Origin of the sequence: Novosphingobium sp. HR1a (assembly GCF_015594425.1) — a bacterium.
Taxonomy (GTDB): domain Bacteria; phylum Pseudomonadota; class Alphaproteobacteria; order Sphingomonadales; family Sphingomonadaceae; genus Novosphingobium; species Novosphingobium resinovorum_A.
The window spans coordinates 1-14,504 of sequence record NZ_JABXWS010000067.1 but is presented as its reverse complement, the minus strand read 5'-3'; the positions used below and the strand labels follow the sequence as shown (position 1 = coordinate 14,504).

General features: G+C 65.6%; 12 protein-coding genes. 6 read left to right on the top strand and 6 right to left on the bottom strand.

From position 1 onward, the window contains the following. The first annotated feature begins 35 nt into the window (after positions 1-35). Positions 36-1,013 carry a ParB/RepB/Spo0J family partition protein gene (locus HWN72_RS18915; RefSeq protein WP_008831479.1) on the top strand — a complete coding sequence of 326 codons (978 nt, stop codon included), beginning with the start codon at positions 36-38 and terminating at the stop codon, positions 1,011-1,013. 213 nt (positions 1,014-1,226) lie between these two features. Here the strand turns inward: HWN72_RS18915 and HWN72_RS18910 are convergent, their stop codons facing one another. Together HWN72_RS18910 and HWN72_RS18905 are read right to left on the bottom strand one after the other, a co-directional pair. Further along, entirely contained in the window at positions 1,227-2,381 is a 1,155-nt protein-coding gene (locus HWN72_RS18910; RefSeq protein ID WP_036527084.1) for a hypothetical protein, read from the bottom strand. Between the two features lie 97 nt (positions 2,382-2,478). Further along, positions 2,479-3,480, bottom strand: coding sequence for a nitrilase-related carbon-nitrogen hydrolase (locus tag HWN72_RS18905; RefSeq protein WP_211150970.1), 1,002 nt, complete (start codon positions 3,478-3,480; stop codon positions 2,479-2,481). Between the two features lie 207 nt (positions 3,481-3,687). Between HWN72_RS18905 and HWN72_RS18900 the strand changes: the two genes are divergently transcribed. Then, a complete protein-coding gene (locus HWN72_RS18900) occupies positions 3,688-4,713 on the top strand; it encodes an alpha/beta fold hydrolase (protein WP_211150969.1) in 1,026 nt (341 codons plus the stop codon). A gap of 105 nt (positions 4,714-4,818) precedes the next feature. Further along, positions 4,819-5,775, top strand: a complete 957-nt coding sequence (locus tag HWN72_RS18895; protein ID WP_051586947.1) for a LysR family transcriptional regulator — start codon at positions 4,819-4,821, stop codon at positions 5,773-5,775. 43 nt (positions 5,776-5,818) lie between these two features. On the opposite strand, the gene HWN72_RS18890 is transcribed toward HWN72_RS18895, so the two are convergent. From HWN72_RS18890 to HWN72_RS18880, 3 genes are all read right to left on the bottom strand, one after another. Beyond that, positions 5,819-7,264 carry an MFS transporter gene (locus HWN72_RS18890; protein WP_172705176.1) on the bottom strand — a complete coding sequence of 482 codons (1,446 nt, stop codon included), beginning with the start codon at positions 7,262-7,264 and terminating at the stop codon, positions 5,819-5,821. Positions 7,265-7,489: 225 nt separating this feature from the next. Further along, the gene (locus HWN72_RS18885) at positions 7,490-8,233 is read right to left on the bottom strand and encodes an arylmalonate decarboxylase (protein ID WP_008832652.1); all 744 of its coding nucleotides are present in this window, start codon (positions 8,231-8,233) and stop codon (positions 7,490-7,492) included. Positions 8,234-8,244: 11 nt separating this feature from the next. After that, positions 8,245-9,168, bottom strand: coding sequence for an alpha/beta fold hydrolase (locus tag HWN72_RS18880; protein WP_211150968.1), 924 nt, complete (start codon positions 9,166-9,168; stop codon positions 8,245-8,247). 290 nt (positions 9,169-9,458) lie between these two features. Between HWN72_RS18880 and HWN72_RS18875 the strand changes: the two genes are divergently transcribed. The 3 genes from HWN72_RS18875 to HWN72_RS18865 all read left to right on the top strand — a co-directional run bounded on the left by HWN72_RS18875 (position 9,459) and on the right by HWN72_RS18865 (position 14,153). Continuing rightward, positions 9,459-10,538, top strand: coding sequence for an LLM class flavin-dependent oxidoreductase (locus HWN72_RS18875; RefSeq protein WP_008832654.1), 1,080 nt, complete (start codon positions 9,459-9,461; stop codon positions 10,536-10,538). Continuing rightward, positions 10,538-11,602 (top strand): LLM class flavin-dependent oxidoreductase, encoded by a 1,065-nt coding sequence (locus HWN72_RS18870; RefSeq protein ID WP_211150967.1) that lies wholly within the window; start codon positions 10,538-10,540, stop codon positions 11,600-11,602. The genes HWN72_RS18875 and HWN72_RS18870 overlap by 1 nt, the downstream gene beginning before the upstream one ends. A 250-nt stretch (positions 11,603-11,852) precedes the next feature. After that, complete coding sequence (locus HWN72_RS18865; protein WP_211150966.1) at positions 11,853-14,153, top strand: TonB-dependent receptor; 2,301 nt, start codon at positions 11,853-11,855, stop codon at positions 14,151-14,153. A gap of 102 nt (positions 14,154-14,255) precedes the next feature. Here the strand turns inward: HWN72_RS18865 and HWN72_RS18860 are convergent. Then, on the bottom strand, positions 14,256-14,504 hold a 249-nt coding region (locus tag HWN72_RS18860; protein ID WP_211150965.1), incomplete at its 5' end, for a hypothetical protein.

Below are 14,504 nucleotides of genomic sequence, written 5' to 3'. Positions count from 1 at the left end.
GTAGGATTATACGCTGCGGCGGACGGGAAATGACTATGGCAAAGGGTAATCGCGGGTTTGGGAGCAGCCTCACCGAGGGGCTCGAGGATGCGGAGCTGGACACCTCGGCGCCGTCCGAAAGCATCATGGCCAGCCGGAGCCAGACCCTTGCGCGGCTCGCTTCGGGCAAGGTCGTGACCGACCGCACCGAATGGGTGGACCCGGCTCGGTGCCGCCCCTGGCGGTTGCACAATCGCGACATCGATCACCTCGATGAAGAGAGTTGCCGGGACCTGATCGACGCATTCCTCTCGGCGAAGAAGCAGCGCATCCCGGCGATCGTCCGCAGGCTGACGAACGACCCTGATTACGACTACGAGATCATCGCGGGTGTCCGCCGGTGGTGGACCGTGCAGTGGCTGCGCACGCATCATCACCCCGAATACGAATACCTCGTCACCATCCAGCACGTGTCGGACGAGGAGGCGTTCCGCGTCTCGGACATCGAGAACCGCTCGCGCAAGGACATTTCCGACTGGGAGCGCGCCAACGAGTATATGCGGGCACTGGATGAGTTCTACGACGGCTCGCAAAGCGAGATGGCCGAGCACCTGAAGATCTCGCGTTCCTGGCTCAGCCGTCTTCTCGACGTCGCGCGTCTGCCCGAAGAGATCGTGGCGGTCTTTGCCGATACCCATGACATCACCGTGCGCGTGGCAAGGGACATCAAACCGCTTACCGGCGATCCGCGCGCGCTGGCGCTTATGGTCGAAGAGGGCAGGGGGGTGTGCGCTGAGCGCACCGACCTTGGCGTGAAGCTGTCCGGCCCCGAAGTCGCCAAGCGCCTGATCGCTGCGACGGTGGCCAAGACGAAAAGCGGCGGTGGTGAACTGGTGGTCAAGGCCGGGAACGGGAAGCCGATGCTTCGCTACGCCCGCTCGGCGCGAAGCGGACTGACCTTGAAGATCGTTCCGCGCTCGGGCGCATCCACGGACGAACTGCTTGGCGCGATCCGAGGGCTGATCGAGGGATGAAGCGCGATCGAGGCAACATCATAAGGTGTTGGCCTCGAAAAACTCGAATTTCCTCTGAGGGCGTCTCTGAGCGCAGGGAGGCGAATTATATATCCGTGGTCGTCGGGCGATCCTGTCGGGGCTGTAAGGGCGCTTTCCGGCAGGGTCGCAAAAGCGGGTCACAGGGCTGAATTGGGAGTCGATACGCTCCGAGCAGGCCGATTTTGCGGCGTTTCAGTCTTCGTCGTCAACGGGAGGTAGATTGTTGCGACGTGCCAGCAGTCGATCGATCGCTTCGAGCGATGCCTCATAATCGTCGAGAGCACCGGCCGAGAATGCCGATGGCTCGGGTGCGGTGGGCCTTTGCAAGTCCCTTGGCGTCGCGCGCAGTTCCAGCAGGTGAGAACCTGAGATCGTCGTTCGGCCGATCGCGCCTTGGGCCTCCCAACTTTCGATCATACCGGTAACGCCAAGGCGTGAGGCGCCGAGCATCGTTTCTATCTGTCTTGAGCGCAAGGGGCCAAACCCGGCGAGCAGTTCCATCAGCATCGGCGCCCGTGAACTGCCGCGCCGCCCGGGCACCGGAGCATGCACGAAGCTCGCAAGGGCGTGTGCTGAGCGCAACTGTGAAAGCATCTTTCCAGCGGCTTCGAGCAGGCCCGGCGCGCCCGATTGGCGTCGCCGAAGGCCATCGGTCATGCCAAAGGCCTCCAGCCTCGCAAGGCCGGGCATGGGGAAGGCGATGCGCAAGCCTTGTCCATCGCACAAGTGCCGCCCGGCGAGCATGTCGATGGCCCAGAGGGGGGCTTGAGGAGCGGGTATGGCGACGTCGAACTGGCGATTAGCGAATGCGAGGCGCGTGGTCGTTCGCTCAGACGGTGCAAAGTCGATGCTGGAGGCAAGGGCGTCGTGCAATGCGGCGAGATCGGAAAGCGGGGCCGGGGAATCCGCCGAGGGCAATCCGCGAACCAGCATGCGCGCGGCCTCGACGATCCGGTGGGCTTCGGCGTTCGCGTTGTGCCCGGAACTGTCCAGCGGGGCCAGTAGGGCGGTCTTGAGCTGCTCTGCCAGCTGGCTGACTATGGCATCGTCCCAGTTGGCAAGTTCGGTCAGGATCGCGCTGCACACAGATCGCGGGTCGCGGGCATGTCTGGGGCTTTCGTCGGACAAGGTGGTCAAGCCCGCGAACCAGGCATGAAAGCGCATGTCGGTGAAGGCGTGTCCTTCCTGGCGAAGTGCCGAGATTAGGGCATGGCGCAAGGCCTGTCCCGCAAAGACGCGAAGGGTGGCCTCGGAGCAGTAGGACAGGGCCCCGCACAGTTGCCCAAACGTCATGACGGCGTCGGCATCGCGGGCCTTGAACCGGTCGTTGTCTGGCCTCAAACTCATGATTAGTTGGCCGATACTTCGCTGTTTATCGGATGTTTCACAGTCATATGTATATCTAAATCGTGTTCGCTATGCAATCGGTCGAACAAGCCGTTGCCTATCCCCATTGGGCGTTGAATTTGTCCCATGCCGCCGCCTCCGTCGCGATCAGATCTTCGAAGCCGGAGGGGGCATGCGCCGGCCATGCGTTACGAGGCCAGTGATGGCTCGGATCAGGTTGAACCGTGGTGTCGGCCTGGATCTGGGCGAGGAAATTGGCGGATGGCTCACGCCGCCATGCTTCCAGCGCCGGGATGTCGATCGTTGCGAGCGTGATGTCCGGCGCATCGGGCGCGGGATTTGCGATCGAGACGCCCTTGTAGTCGAAGATCGTCGAGCGCGGTGCGTCTTCCGGTCCGGAGATGTTGGCGGCGGCGAGGTACACCATGTTCTCGAAGGCCCGCACAGGCCGGACCTGAAGCGCGCCTGCTCGCTGCAGATAGTCGAGGTGCGGGGCGGCTGCTATGGGGTTAAGTACCACTTGGGTGCCGTTGAGTGCCAGTGAGCGGCACACTTCCGGCCAATGGAGTTCGGCACCGATCACCGCGCCGAGACGGCCGATCGGCGTGTCGATCACGGGGTGGAACGCCTCCTTGCCGAAGACTTCCACGAACCGCTCGTACACATCGATCGGGCTGGTGCGCAGCGATAGCGAATAGCCCTTGCGGTGGACGAGGGCGATGCCGTCGTCGGGGCCGACGATGACGCAGGAGAGGAAATGGCGACCCGGAAAGGCGTCGTGGCGCTCGGGCACCTGGACGGCGATCCATGCGCCGGTGCGGCGGGAGGCTTCGGCGATGCGCTCGATCTCCGGGCCGGGGAGCGCGAAGGCGGCGTCGTGCCAGGCCTCGGGGGAAACCATGGCATAGCCGGTCAGGCCGAACTGCGGGAACACGACCAGCCGTGCCCCGTGATCACCGACCGCCCGCTCGGCCAAGGCGATGGTCTGCGCGATGTTGTGGTCGATCGCGGCGCGGTCCACGGCGCCATTCGCGAACACGCACTGCGGCGCCGAGGCGCACGTGGCGAGGACATAAGGCGGGGGCGGGGCGTGGCGCATCTTGGTCTCCCTCTGTCGGTTTGGAGCGTTCGATAGCGCGATTTTCCGCCGCTTATTCTTGGGTGAGGCGCCGTTTGCCCACCTGCCGGAGACATTGGCTCGCGGAGTGTGGCGCCATGCGGTGCGGGTATGGCTCATTGCAATCTACTGATTGGAGCCGCGCCGCGCTCCCCGTCATCATCGGCGTTTCAGCACAGGGGATCATGGATGAGCGTCAGGGATCGGGCCGAAAGCAGTTCCGCAAAGGGCAGCCGCCGGGTGGGCAGGATCGTCGGCGGCGTGGTGGCGGCAGTGGCGCTCGTCGCGGCGGGAACGCTGGGCACTATGCGGCTTGGCTGGTGGAACCCCAGCTATGAGGCTGTCGCGGCCGAGCAGGCGACCGGGCCGTCGAAGTTCGAGATGGTCGGCGACGTCAAGCTGCATGTCCGCGACGAAGGGCAGGGGCCGGTCATCCTGATGCTCCACAGTTCCATGTCGAACCTGCGGATCTGGGACGGCTGGGCCGACCAGCTCAAGGGCTCCTACCGCGTCATCCGCTTCGACTGGCCGCCTTACGGGCTGTCGGTCGATCCGCGTGCCTCGCAGGGGATGCCGAGCGTCGTGGAACTGATCGAGCGCTTCGTGAAGCAGAAGGGCCTTGGCAAGTTCGTCATCGTCGCCAGCTCCAGCGGGGCGACGATCGCGACGATGTACACGGCGCGCCATCCCGAGCAGGTCCGCGCGCTGGCGGTCTCTACCCTGCCGCTCAAGGCGCCGCCTCCGACCGAGACTTCGGCTCTCGTTTCATCGGTCCTGTGGGTGCACACGAACCTCGTGCCCAACTACATGCCGGAGTTCTTCTACCGCCATTCGCTGGCCGAACTCTACGGGCGTCCGGAGCGGCTGAAGCCCGAGACGGTCCATTGGTACTACATGACCAACAACATCCCCGGCGGTTTCGCGCGGGTGAAGACCTATTACGAGGCGAACACCAAGGCGGTGTGGAAGTCCGGTGCGGGCGACGCGGCGGCGGCGGTGAAGGTGCCGGTGCTGCTGCAGTGGGGCGACCGAGACATCGTCATCCCGAAGGACCGGGCCGACGACGCGCGGGTGATGTTCGCCAATGCGCCGATGAAGATCATCCACTATCCCGACGTCGGCCACTACCCGATGATCGAACTGCCCGAGCAGACCGGGCGCGACCTCAAGGCATGGATCGACGCACTTCCGGCGGCACCCGCAGCAGGGAAATAAGCGCGGGGGATTGTCCGCAGAGCGGGGAGGAAGCGTTAAATTCTGGACCCGGGGGCGGCTCCGGGTTCCCCTTCCTCTTTCCGTCATAGGGCTTGAGGTGGGATCATGGATCTTCGTCAGTTGCGGCACTTCATTGCGGTTGCGGAGCTGGGCAATTTTTCCCGGGCGGCAGAGCGCGTCTTCCTGACGCAGCCCGCGCTTACCCGCAGCATCAAGACCCTTGAGGACGAGATCGATGCGCGGCTGTTCGACCGCCGTTCCAGCGGGGTCGAGCTGACGGCGGCGGGCACGGCTCTGCTCGAGCATGCCCGGCTCATGGTCAACGAGCAGGAGCGGGCGCAGCAGCGCATCGCCCTTGCCAAGCGCGGGCTGGGCGAGGAACTGGTGGCCGCGATCTGCCCCTTGCAGGCACAGATGGGTCTGCGCGCCGTCGTGGCGGAATTCACGCGCGAGCATCCCGACGTATCGCTGCGGATCGTCGAGGGGCATGTTGACGAGACCGTTCCCGCTCTGATGGACCGCAAGGTCGATCTCGTCTTCACCACCGTCCCGGCCACGACGATGCAGGAGAAGCTGGCCTATGAGCGGATCCGCAGTTCGTCCTGCTCGATCTACGCCGCGCCCGGGCACCCGCTTGCGCATCGTAGCGGTATCACGCCCGCCGAGCTGACGCGCTGGGCATGGGCGATGCTGGACCAGAAGCACTGGCTGGCAGCCACTCGCAACTACTTCGCGGTCGGCAACGCCGGGATGCCGGCCGCCGGGGTCAGGACCAGCTCGGTTTCGTTCATGAAGTCGCTGGTACTGGAGGAAGGCATGCTGGGCATGCTGCCCGATGCGCTGATGGAGGGCACCGGCGCGGTCGCGCTGAATGTCGAGCGGATGCCGCGCCCTCTGCGCGCGGGACTGCTGTTCCGGGCGGATGCCGAGATCAAGCGTTCGGCGGAACTCTTCGCGGAGAAGCTGCGCGCCCATGTCGGGCGGCCGGACGTGGAGGAAAGCCGGGCGATCCCGCATGTTCCGGTTGCGGTTCTGGTGGAAAAGCGTCCTCACGCGAATTGATATACGGCAGCCCCGGCGGTCAGTGCCGGGGCTGCCGTTTCCTTCAGGTCGGCTCGCCCGTGGGATCGACCGCAGGGTCAAGCGCGGGCGCTGCCGTCGTTTCCGCCAGCGCCAGTTCCCCGGCGTCGAGGCGGTAGAAGCACATCGTGATGAAGGCACCGGCCATCGCCAGCGCCGGGATCACGGACTCGCACATCATGATCGCCCATTCCGCGTCGGCACCCTGCGCGCCCGAAGCACCACTGGCCGAGGACACGTAGCCCATCGCCGAGAGGAACGCGCCCAGCGCAGCCAGCGAGGCGGCGGAGGACAGCTTGTCCAGCAGCGTGGTGATGCCCGCGAAGGCGCCCTCCCGACGCTCGCCGCTGCGGACGAAATCGTAGCGCACGGCATCGGAGAGCAGGGCATAGGCGCACAGGATCATGCCGCCGCCCGCGAAGCCGCCGACGAGGGCACGGGCGCCGATGCCGAGGGTGCTCTCGCCCGGCCCGGCAAGCAGCCAGGTCAGATGGTTGGCGCCATAGACGGCGAGGGCGATCATGTAGCACGCCTTGCGCCCGAGATGGCGCGACCCGAACACCCACGCCGGCATCGACAGCACCATCGCGACAGTCGAAAGCATGAAATAGGTGCCCAGCGTGGCATCGCCGACTTTCAGCACGACGCGGGTGAAGTAGGCGAGGGTGGCCGACCCGATCACGGTGCCGAACAGCAGGAAGACATGCGCGATGGCGAGGATCTGGAACGGCTTGTTGGCCCAGACCACCACCAGTTGCCGCCACAGTTCGAAGCGGCCGCGCGGCTTGCGGGCGGCCTCGGCACTCGGCGCCGTGCGGGGGGCGTCGCGCAGCAGACGTACGGCGGCGGTGGTCGCGACGAAGACGATCGCGCCGACCAGCACCGCAAGGATGAGGTGGCTCTGGCGGCCCGGCCCGATCATGCCCAGCAGCCACGTCGGCAGCGTCGATCCGAGCAGGGTGCCGACCGCGTTGCCGTAAGTGCGCCATGCCATGAGCCGGGCGCGCTCGTCGGGGTCGGTGGAACTTTCGACGACCATCGCGAAGCCGGGGATCGTCATCAGCGTATAGCCGGATGCGTGGATGATCAGCGCCAGCGTCACGAACGCCTCGGTCAGCAGCACCGATCCCACGTCGGGTGCGCCGAACAGCATGACGACGCCCAGCGGCATCGCCAGTCCGCCCGCGAAGAGGAATGGCAGGCGGCGACCCCACTTCGACTGGAAGCGATCACTCCACGCGCCGACGGTGGGGTCGAGAAAGCCGTCGTAGATTTTCACGAGGGCGAAGATGAGCCCCGCGGTCCCGGCGGAGATCGCCAGACTGTCCGTCATGAACCGCAGGCCGAGGACGGTCACGACGTTCTGTCCCGCCGCATGGGCGAGGGGGATCAGCAGCGACCCTATCCTGATCGACCATGCCCTGGAACTTGCGGCGCCTGCATGGGCCGCCCTACCTGATCCTGTTGCCACGCGGTTCTCCGTACTCGTGCTTGAGACGCAGAACACGGGGGCTCGGGGCGATGGCCTAATGCCGTTTGGTGATATGGCCGCAGGGTGGATTTGCGATGTGTGGTCTGTTCATCTTGTCATTCCCGCGCAGGCGGGAACCCATCTCCCGACCCATCCCATTGCGCAACGGGAGAGTGCATCAGATGGGTCCCCGCCTGCGCGGGGATGACGACGTGTTTTGTCGTTCTAGAATTCGCTCAACAGGCGACCCAAGCCGGGCAGCTTGTCCGAAATCCCGCAGGCGCGCAGGGCGTGCCAGTAGGTCGCGGTGTTGATGGCGATCACCGGCTTGCCGAGCGTCACTTCGTACTCGGCGGCGAGATCGACCATGGAGAGGTTGGTGCCCACCTGAACGATGGCGTCGACGTCGTCACCGTCGAGCTGCGCGATGACTTCGCGCAGCGTTTCGGGCGTGACTTTGGCGATGTCGGTCCAGCGGCGGCAGTGCAGCGCCCGGTCGCGCCTGACGGCAAAGCCCGATTCTTCAAGGAACTGGCGGACTTCGGCATTCGCCACCGGGTAGTAGGGCGAGACGAAACTCACCGCCTTCGCGCCCACGGCGGTCAGGGCGGCGGCGACGGCCTCCGCCCCGGTGGTTGCGCCCACCCCAGCTTCCGCCTCGATCCGGGCCTTGAAGCGGCGAGAGCCGTCCACGCCTCCGTAGAAGGTCACCGCCGACATGCCGAGCACCAGATAGTCCGGGCGGCAGGTCATCACTGAGCGCACGGCGTCCAGCGTGTTCTCGGCAATGGCGGTGGTTCCGGCGATGAAGTCCTCGTTCGAGAGCGCCACCGGGTCCTCGACGTGTATGCGTGAGAGATGGTTGGTGACGCCGGGCGGGCGCATGCGCTCCATGTCGGGTTGCACGACGGTGTTGGTCGAGGGTGCGATCACCCCCAGCAGCCTGCGCCAGCCCAGAACGTCAGTCACGAGCGCTGGCCTCAGCGCCGCATCAGGCGGATGGGGAGGGCGTCGGTGATCCCGGCGTCGAGCCTCGCGAGGGCCTTGGCGTTCGCCTTGCAGCTGGCGAAGGCGTCGAGGAACAGCCTCGCCACCGCATTCGCGTGGCTGAGCCCGTCAAGCTGCATCGGACCGGGCTGGCTGAAATCGCAGATCGCGCCGCCGAAGTAGTGGTTCACGCCCTCCAGCACGAGGCCGTAGCGGTGCCCGCCCGGCTTGGCGGCGTCGAACGCGGCGAGGTGCGCGCGCCATCCTTCCGCATCGCTCGGCGTCATGCCGGGGAGCAGGTCGATGGTGCCGGTCTGGATCAGCGCGGGCACGGCGAGGGCGCCGTACCCTTCCGCCGTCATCATCACCGGGATCATCGGCGGAGGCGAGAACGCCACCACGCTCGTCGCGAGCCGCGACATGAGCGGGCCTTCCATCCCTTCGGGTATGACGCCCGCCGCGCCGCCGAGAACGGTGGCGATCAGGCCGCCGTAGCTGTGGCCCATGGCGATGAACGGCGTGTCGCCGATATGCGCGATGAGGGTGCGCATGTCCTCGATGCGGCAGCGCCAGCTGGCAAGGCCCTTGTACTCGGCCGTGTGCGGGTGCTGCGCGGAGTCGACGTGGAGCGGCGCGAGCACCCGGTAACCCGATGCCAGCAGCGGCTGGAGGATGCGGTCGTAGAACCACGGCGCGGACAGGGCGCCGTGCGAGAACAGGATCGTCCCGCGCTTGCCGCTGGTGCCCGCCCACTCGCTGATCGAGATGGTGCGTTCGCCCGGACCGGTGAGGTCGAACGTCCGGCGATCAGGCATCGGTGCCGCGACGACGCTGCGCGATGCACCGCCCGCACAGGCGGCGGTGGCGCCCAGCAAGGCGCTTGCAAGAAGGGTACGGCGGGAAAGGGAGGTCGACATGCGCATCGTTCCGGTAGGTCAGAGATCGGAATGACCTCGATCATGCGGGCATGCAATGCGCTTGGCGTGCAGGACACAACCGTCCGAGGAAGGCATGTCCGCTCTGTGGAGTTGATCGCTGCAAGATTGCTTCTGCAGGGGGCATGAGTCCGCCGCATCATCCTATGCGTTCTTCGCCGCAAACGCGCCGATTGCGGGGATTCTAACCGTCATGCGGAGATATGCGCCCGGCTGCTGAGGCCATGCATGGAGGCGCACATAGGCTTTGCGCAGATTCCAGGGGAACGCGCATGCCGATAGAAATCAACGGTCTCATCAATCACAACATGGCCTCCGAACTGTCGCCGGTGCCGGTGTCGCACTACGACATCGACGCCATCGTGAAGCTGGCCAAAGTGCAGGAGGCGGCGGGCTACGACCGCGTGCTGATCGCCAATGCCGCGACGATGCCGGACAACTTCACCACCGCCGCCTATGTCGGCGCCGTCACCGAGCGTCTGGGCGTCATGCTCGCCCATCGACCCGGCTTCATCGCGCCGACCATGGCCGCGCGGATGCTGGCGACGCTCGACCGGCTGCTCGGCGGGCGGCTGGGCGTCCACGTCATCACGGGCGCCAGCGACATCGAGATGCAGTGCGACGGGGACTTCCACACCAAGGAGGAACGCTACGACCGCAGCCTCGAATACATCGACATCCTGCGCCGCATCTGGGCGAGCGAGACCCCGGTGGACCACGACGGCAAGTGGTATCGCTTCAACGGCGGCTATGCCGAGATCAAGCCGCTGAACGGCACGATCCCGGTGTTCTTCGGCGGCATGTCGCCGATGGCGATCGCTACCGGCGCGGCCTGCGCCGACGTCTTCGCCACGCTCAGCGATACCGTGGCGGGCATGACCGAGGTGGTGCAGAAAGTCACCGCCGCCGCGCAGCCCCTGGGCCGCAAGCCCGACTTCCTCGTTTCGCTGCGCCTCGTCGTGGGGGAAAGTGAAGACAAGGCGTGGGCGCAGGCGGCGGACCTCAAGAGCCGCATCGCCGCGCTCGAGAGCAAGGCGGAGAAGAACAAGGTCGCCGCCAGCGCTGCCGGATTCGCGCGCACGGCCGAACTCGCCGGCAAGGGCGAACGGCTGGAGAAGTGCTTCTGGAACGGCATCAACGAGATCCGCGGCGCGCACAGCAACAGCGGCACCCTTGTCGGCGATCCTGACCAGCTCGTCGACGCGATCATGGATTACTGGGACGCGGGCGTGCACAAGTTCATCCTGCGCGGCTACGACCCGATCGGGGACGCGGAGATCATCGGTCGCGACATCATTCCCGCCCTGCGCCGCAAGGTGGCCGAGCGGGAAGCCGCGATGGAGGTGCGGTAATGGCCTTCGAAGTCGTCGGCCTTCACTTCTTCGCGGATTCCTCCGAGGCCCATCCGGTGCGCGGGGTATACGACCCGCAGTTTCTGCGCGATTATGCCGTCGCGCACGAGGAGGCGGGCTTCGACCGCGTCCTCGTCGGGCAGACGGCGACCTGGCCCGATCCGCTCTCGACCGCCGCGCACATCGCGGCGGTGACGAAGACGCTGAAATTCATGGTCGCGCATCGCCCTGGCTTCATCGCGCCGACCATGGCCGCGCGCATGTTCGCGACGCTCGACCGGGCGAGTGGCGGGCGTGCGGGCGTCCACATCATCACCGGCGCCAGCGACGTCGAGACTCAGGCGGACGGCGACTACCTGACCAAGGAGCAACGCTACCACCGCAGCCGCGAATACGTGGAGATCCTGCGCCGCATTTGGTCGAGCGAGGTTCCCTTCGACCACGCGGGCGAATGGTATCGCTTCAACGGCGCCTTCGCACTGGTGAAGCCGGTACAGGAGCAGATCCCGGTGTTCTGGGCGGGGAACTCCGACGCGGCGGTGCAGATGGGCGCGCAAGTCTGCGACGTCTATGCGATCGGCCCCGCGACGCTTGCCGATACCCGGGCGACGATCGCGCGCTTCAAGCAGGAAGCGACGCTGCACGGGCGCGATCCCGACGTGTCGATGTCGATGCGGGTCATCGTCGCCGATACCGAGGATGCGGCATGGGAGAAGGCGGAGCGCTTGCTCGGCACCGTCATGGATCATCTGGCGAGCGGCAGGCAGATCGGCCGCGACAAGGGTGACAACGATCCCGGCACCCTGGCGCTGAAGCGGCAGGCGGCGATGGGCGATCGGCTGGACGAACGCCTGTGGACCGGCATGACCCGCGCCACCGAGGGACGGCTCCATGCAACCGCGCTGGTCGGCACGCCGGACGAGGTCGCGGCGGCGCTGGAGCAGTATCACGCCATCGGCGTCGACCGGTTCCTGCTCAACGGCTTCTACACGATCGAGGACGTGCGCCTGTTCGGCGAGGGGCTGGTCCCGGTCCTGCGCAAGCGCATCGGCGCAGCGGGTTGAGGTGTGGGTCGGCGCTGCGCTGCCGGCCCATGCCCATCACTATTTGTCAAGATAAAGTTTTATTTATACCTGATAAGATTTGAATAATACTCGCCTAGCGAACATTAAATCACAAATTGTTGTCGAGAAATCGACATGACTTAGCTTGGAGTTCTCTCAAGCGCATATCGATAAAATCAAACACATCAAGGGGAAGTTGGTAATGATGAGGACTGTTTCATCTTCTGTTGGTATTGCAGTAATCGCTATGATGTTCTGCAGTACGTCGGCACTGGCGCAAGTCGCCGCCGATGAAGACGTCTCTTCCAATGCGATCATCGTGACGGCCAAGAGCCGCAAGGAAACGCTGCAGGAAGTTCCGCTCGCCATTACCGCCCTCACCAGCGACGATCTTGCCAGCGCGCAGATCCGCGACGTGCGCGATCTTCAGAAGGTGACGCCTAACCTCAGCCTCTTCGCGGGCTCGGGTCGCAACGATCCTTCCGCCTATTCGCTGCGTGGTCTTGCGCCCAATACTTCGGACGAACGCTATCAGGGCATCTCGGTGTTCATCGACGGCGTCGCGCTGTCGGGCCAGCTGGCTTCGCTCGACCTTGAGAACCTGCAGCGCGTCGAAGTCATCAAAGGGCCGCAGAGCGCCAACTTCGGCCGCGCCACGTACAGCGGCGCGATCAACTACGTCACCGTCGATCCTTCGGGCGACGAGGTCACCGGCTTCGTCAAGGCACGCGGCAGCCTGATGAATTCCGCGCCGGAAGCCAGCTACTACTTCGGCGGCACGGTCACCGCGCCGCTGGTGAAGGACGCGCTCTGGGCCTCGGTCGCAGGTTCGGTGTTCCAGAACGGCGCCATCGCCAAGTCGCGCGACGGCGGCGCGCCGATCGGACGCGAGCGCACGCAGGCGGTGTCCGGCACGCTCTACTTCAAGCCCGACGACACGTTCTCGATCAAGCTGCGCGGCATGTACCAGCATGACCGGGACTCGGTGGCCGCACAAGTCGTCGAGCAGCCGCGCGAATGGGTGCAGTCGGGCATCGCCACCGCGCCCTTCGCACGCGGCAACGGGTCGATCTTCCCCAAGTACCTGCCCGATCCCGACATCGACAACATCGGCACCAGCGGCGCGGACGGCTATGCGCGCGACCGCTACTTCGCCAGCGCCGTCGTCACCAAGATGTTCGGCGACTACGAACTGAGCTATCGCGGCGGCTACGTGAATGAATCGCGCACCGCCGACGCGCCGAATGCCCCGCGCGCCAGCGGCGTGGGCCAGGACAAGGTCTTCGGCGAGGCGCTTGCCAACAACGAAGTGACCCTGCGCGCCGCCTCGCTCGGCACCTTCCCGTCCTACGAGAAGTTCACCAATACCAGCCACCAGCTGATGCTGCTTTCGCCAGGTGACAAGCCGCTGCGCTGGCGCGTGGGCGCCTACTACTTCTGGGAACGCGACGACACCGGCTTCACGTCCTTCGCCACCACGGCCAACCCGGCGGGCCGCACCCGCGACGACCGGCTGGAGAACCGCGCGATCTTCGGCGGTCTCGACTGGGACTTCACCCAGCAGCTGACCCTCAGCCTCGAAGGCCGCTATGCGCGTGAGAGGATCTTCGCGCCGAGCTGTCCGAGCTGCGCCTTCTACCCGACCACGAGCGACTATTCGCAGGTGTCGAAGGACTTCTCGCCCCGCGTGACCGTCAGCTACAAGGCGACGCCGCAGAACATGCTCTATGCGCTGTTCTCCAAGGGCGTGAAGAGTGCGCGCGCCGGTTACGTGACGGTGGGCGGTGTCACCCAGCCGGTCTATGCCGACCCGGAAAAGCTCTACAACTACGAGATCGGCAGCAAGAACAGCTTCTTCGGCGGCGCGCTGACGCTGAACCTTGCGGCTTTCTATGACGAGGTGAAGGACCAGCAGCTGGTCAGCACGCTGGAGCGCACCGTATCCGGCCAGACCGTAACCGTTTCGGCGGTAGGCAACGTCGGTTCCTCGCGCATCGTCGGCTTCGAGGCAGAGAGCAACTGGCGCGTGACCCCGCAGCTGACGCTGCGCGGCTCGGTCGGCTATGCCAAGCAGGAGTTCACCAATCCGAACCCGATCCTGATCAGCTCGGGCTCGACGGCGGGTTTCCCGGTGACGACGAACGGTTCGGTGGTGCTCGACGGGCTGACCCAGGCCAATGTGCCTTACTGGAACGGCTTCGTCGGCGGCGAGTACCAGCTTCCCGAAGTCGGTGGCTTCCTGCCCTCGCTGCGTGTCGACGGCAGCTATCGCGGCAGCTACTTCGCCACGTTGTCGAACACGGTGAAGGTGCGTTCGGCCTGGACGGTCGATGCGCGGCTCAACCTGACCAGCGATTTGATCGACCTTGCGCTGTTCGGCCGCAACATCCTCAACAACCAGCGCGCGACCGGTTCGGGCCTCGCGGGTGCGACCGCGAGCTGCATGTTCATCGAGCGCGACACCGCGACGTATGGCACGAACCAGCAGTGCCTCTACGCCTCGGCGCCGCGTCCGCCGGAGTTCGGCATGGAAGCGACGCTGCGCTTCTGATCTGATCCTGGAGGGGAGGGAAAGGCCGGGCGAGCAATCGCCCGGCCTTTTTCGTGCCGAATCCCAGGGTGGGAGCACAAAGTCCGCAGCAGTGCCACGCCGTCACCCTGAACTTGTTTCAGGGTCCATCGGGCAGTGGGTGCCGGAGTGCAGAACAGCAAATGGCACCGGCGGTTTACTGGTCCCGACGCAGCGTTTGCGGCGCAATGGACCCTGAAACAAGTTCAGGGTGACGAGGTGTTGGGGCGCGAGGTAGCCGCAAAAAATCCTCCCTGTCGCGAAGCGATGGGGAGGTGGCAGCCCGTTAGGGCTGACGGAGGGGGCCTGCTTATCCCCCTCCACCACCGCCTG

What these genes read in the sequence shown, in the direction of transcription:
- HWN72_RS18915 (WP_008831479.1), top strand. Translation starts at nt 36, where the DNA reads ATGGCAAAGGGTAATCGCGGGTTTGGGAGCAGCCTCACCGAGGGGCTC.
- HWN72_RS18910 (WP_036527084.1), bottom strand. Translation starts at nt 2,381, where the DNA reads ATGAGTTTGAGGCCAGACAACGACCGGTTCAAGGCCCGCGATGCCGAC.
- HWN72_RS18905 (WP_211150970.1), bottom strand. Translation starts at nt 3,480, where the DNA reads ATGCGCCACGCCCCGCCCCCGCCTTATGTCCTCGCCACGTGCGCCTCG.
- HWN72_RS18900 (WP_211150969.1), top strand. Translation starts at nt 3,688, where the DNA reads ATGAGCGTCAGGGATCGGGCCGAAAGCAGTTCCGCAAAGGGCAGCCGC.
- HWN72_RS18895 (WP_051586947.1), top strand. Translation starts at nt 4,819, where the DNA reads ATGGATCTTCGTCAGTTGCGGCACTTCATTGCGGTTGCGGAGCTGGGC.
- HWN72_RS18880 (WP_211150968.1), bottom strand. Translation starts at nt 9,168, where the DNA reads ATGTCGACCTCCCTTTCCCGCCGTACCCTTCTTGCAAGCGCCTTGCTG.
- HWN72_RS18875 (WP_008832654.1), top strand. Translation starts at nt 9,459, where the DNA reads ATGCCGATAGAAATCAACGGTCTCATCAATCACAACATGGCCTCCGAA.
- HWN72_RS18870 (WP_211150967.1), top strand. Translation starts at nt 10,538, where the DNA reads ATGGCCTTCGAAGTCGTCGGCCTTCACTTCTTCGCGGATTCCTCCGAG.
- HWN72_RS18865 (WP_211150966.1), top strand. Translation starts at nt 11,853, where the DNA reads ATGTTCTGCAGTACGTCGGCACTGGCGCAAGTCGCCGCCGATGAAGAC.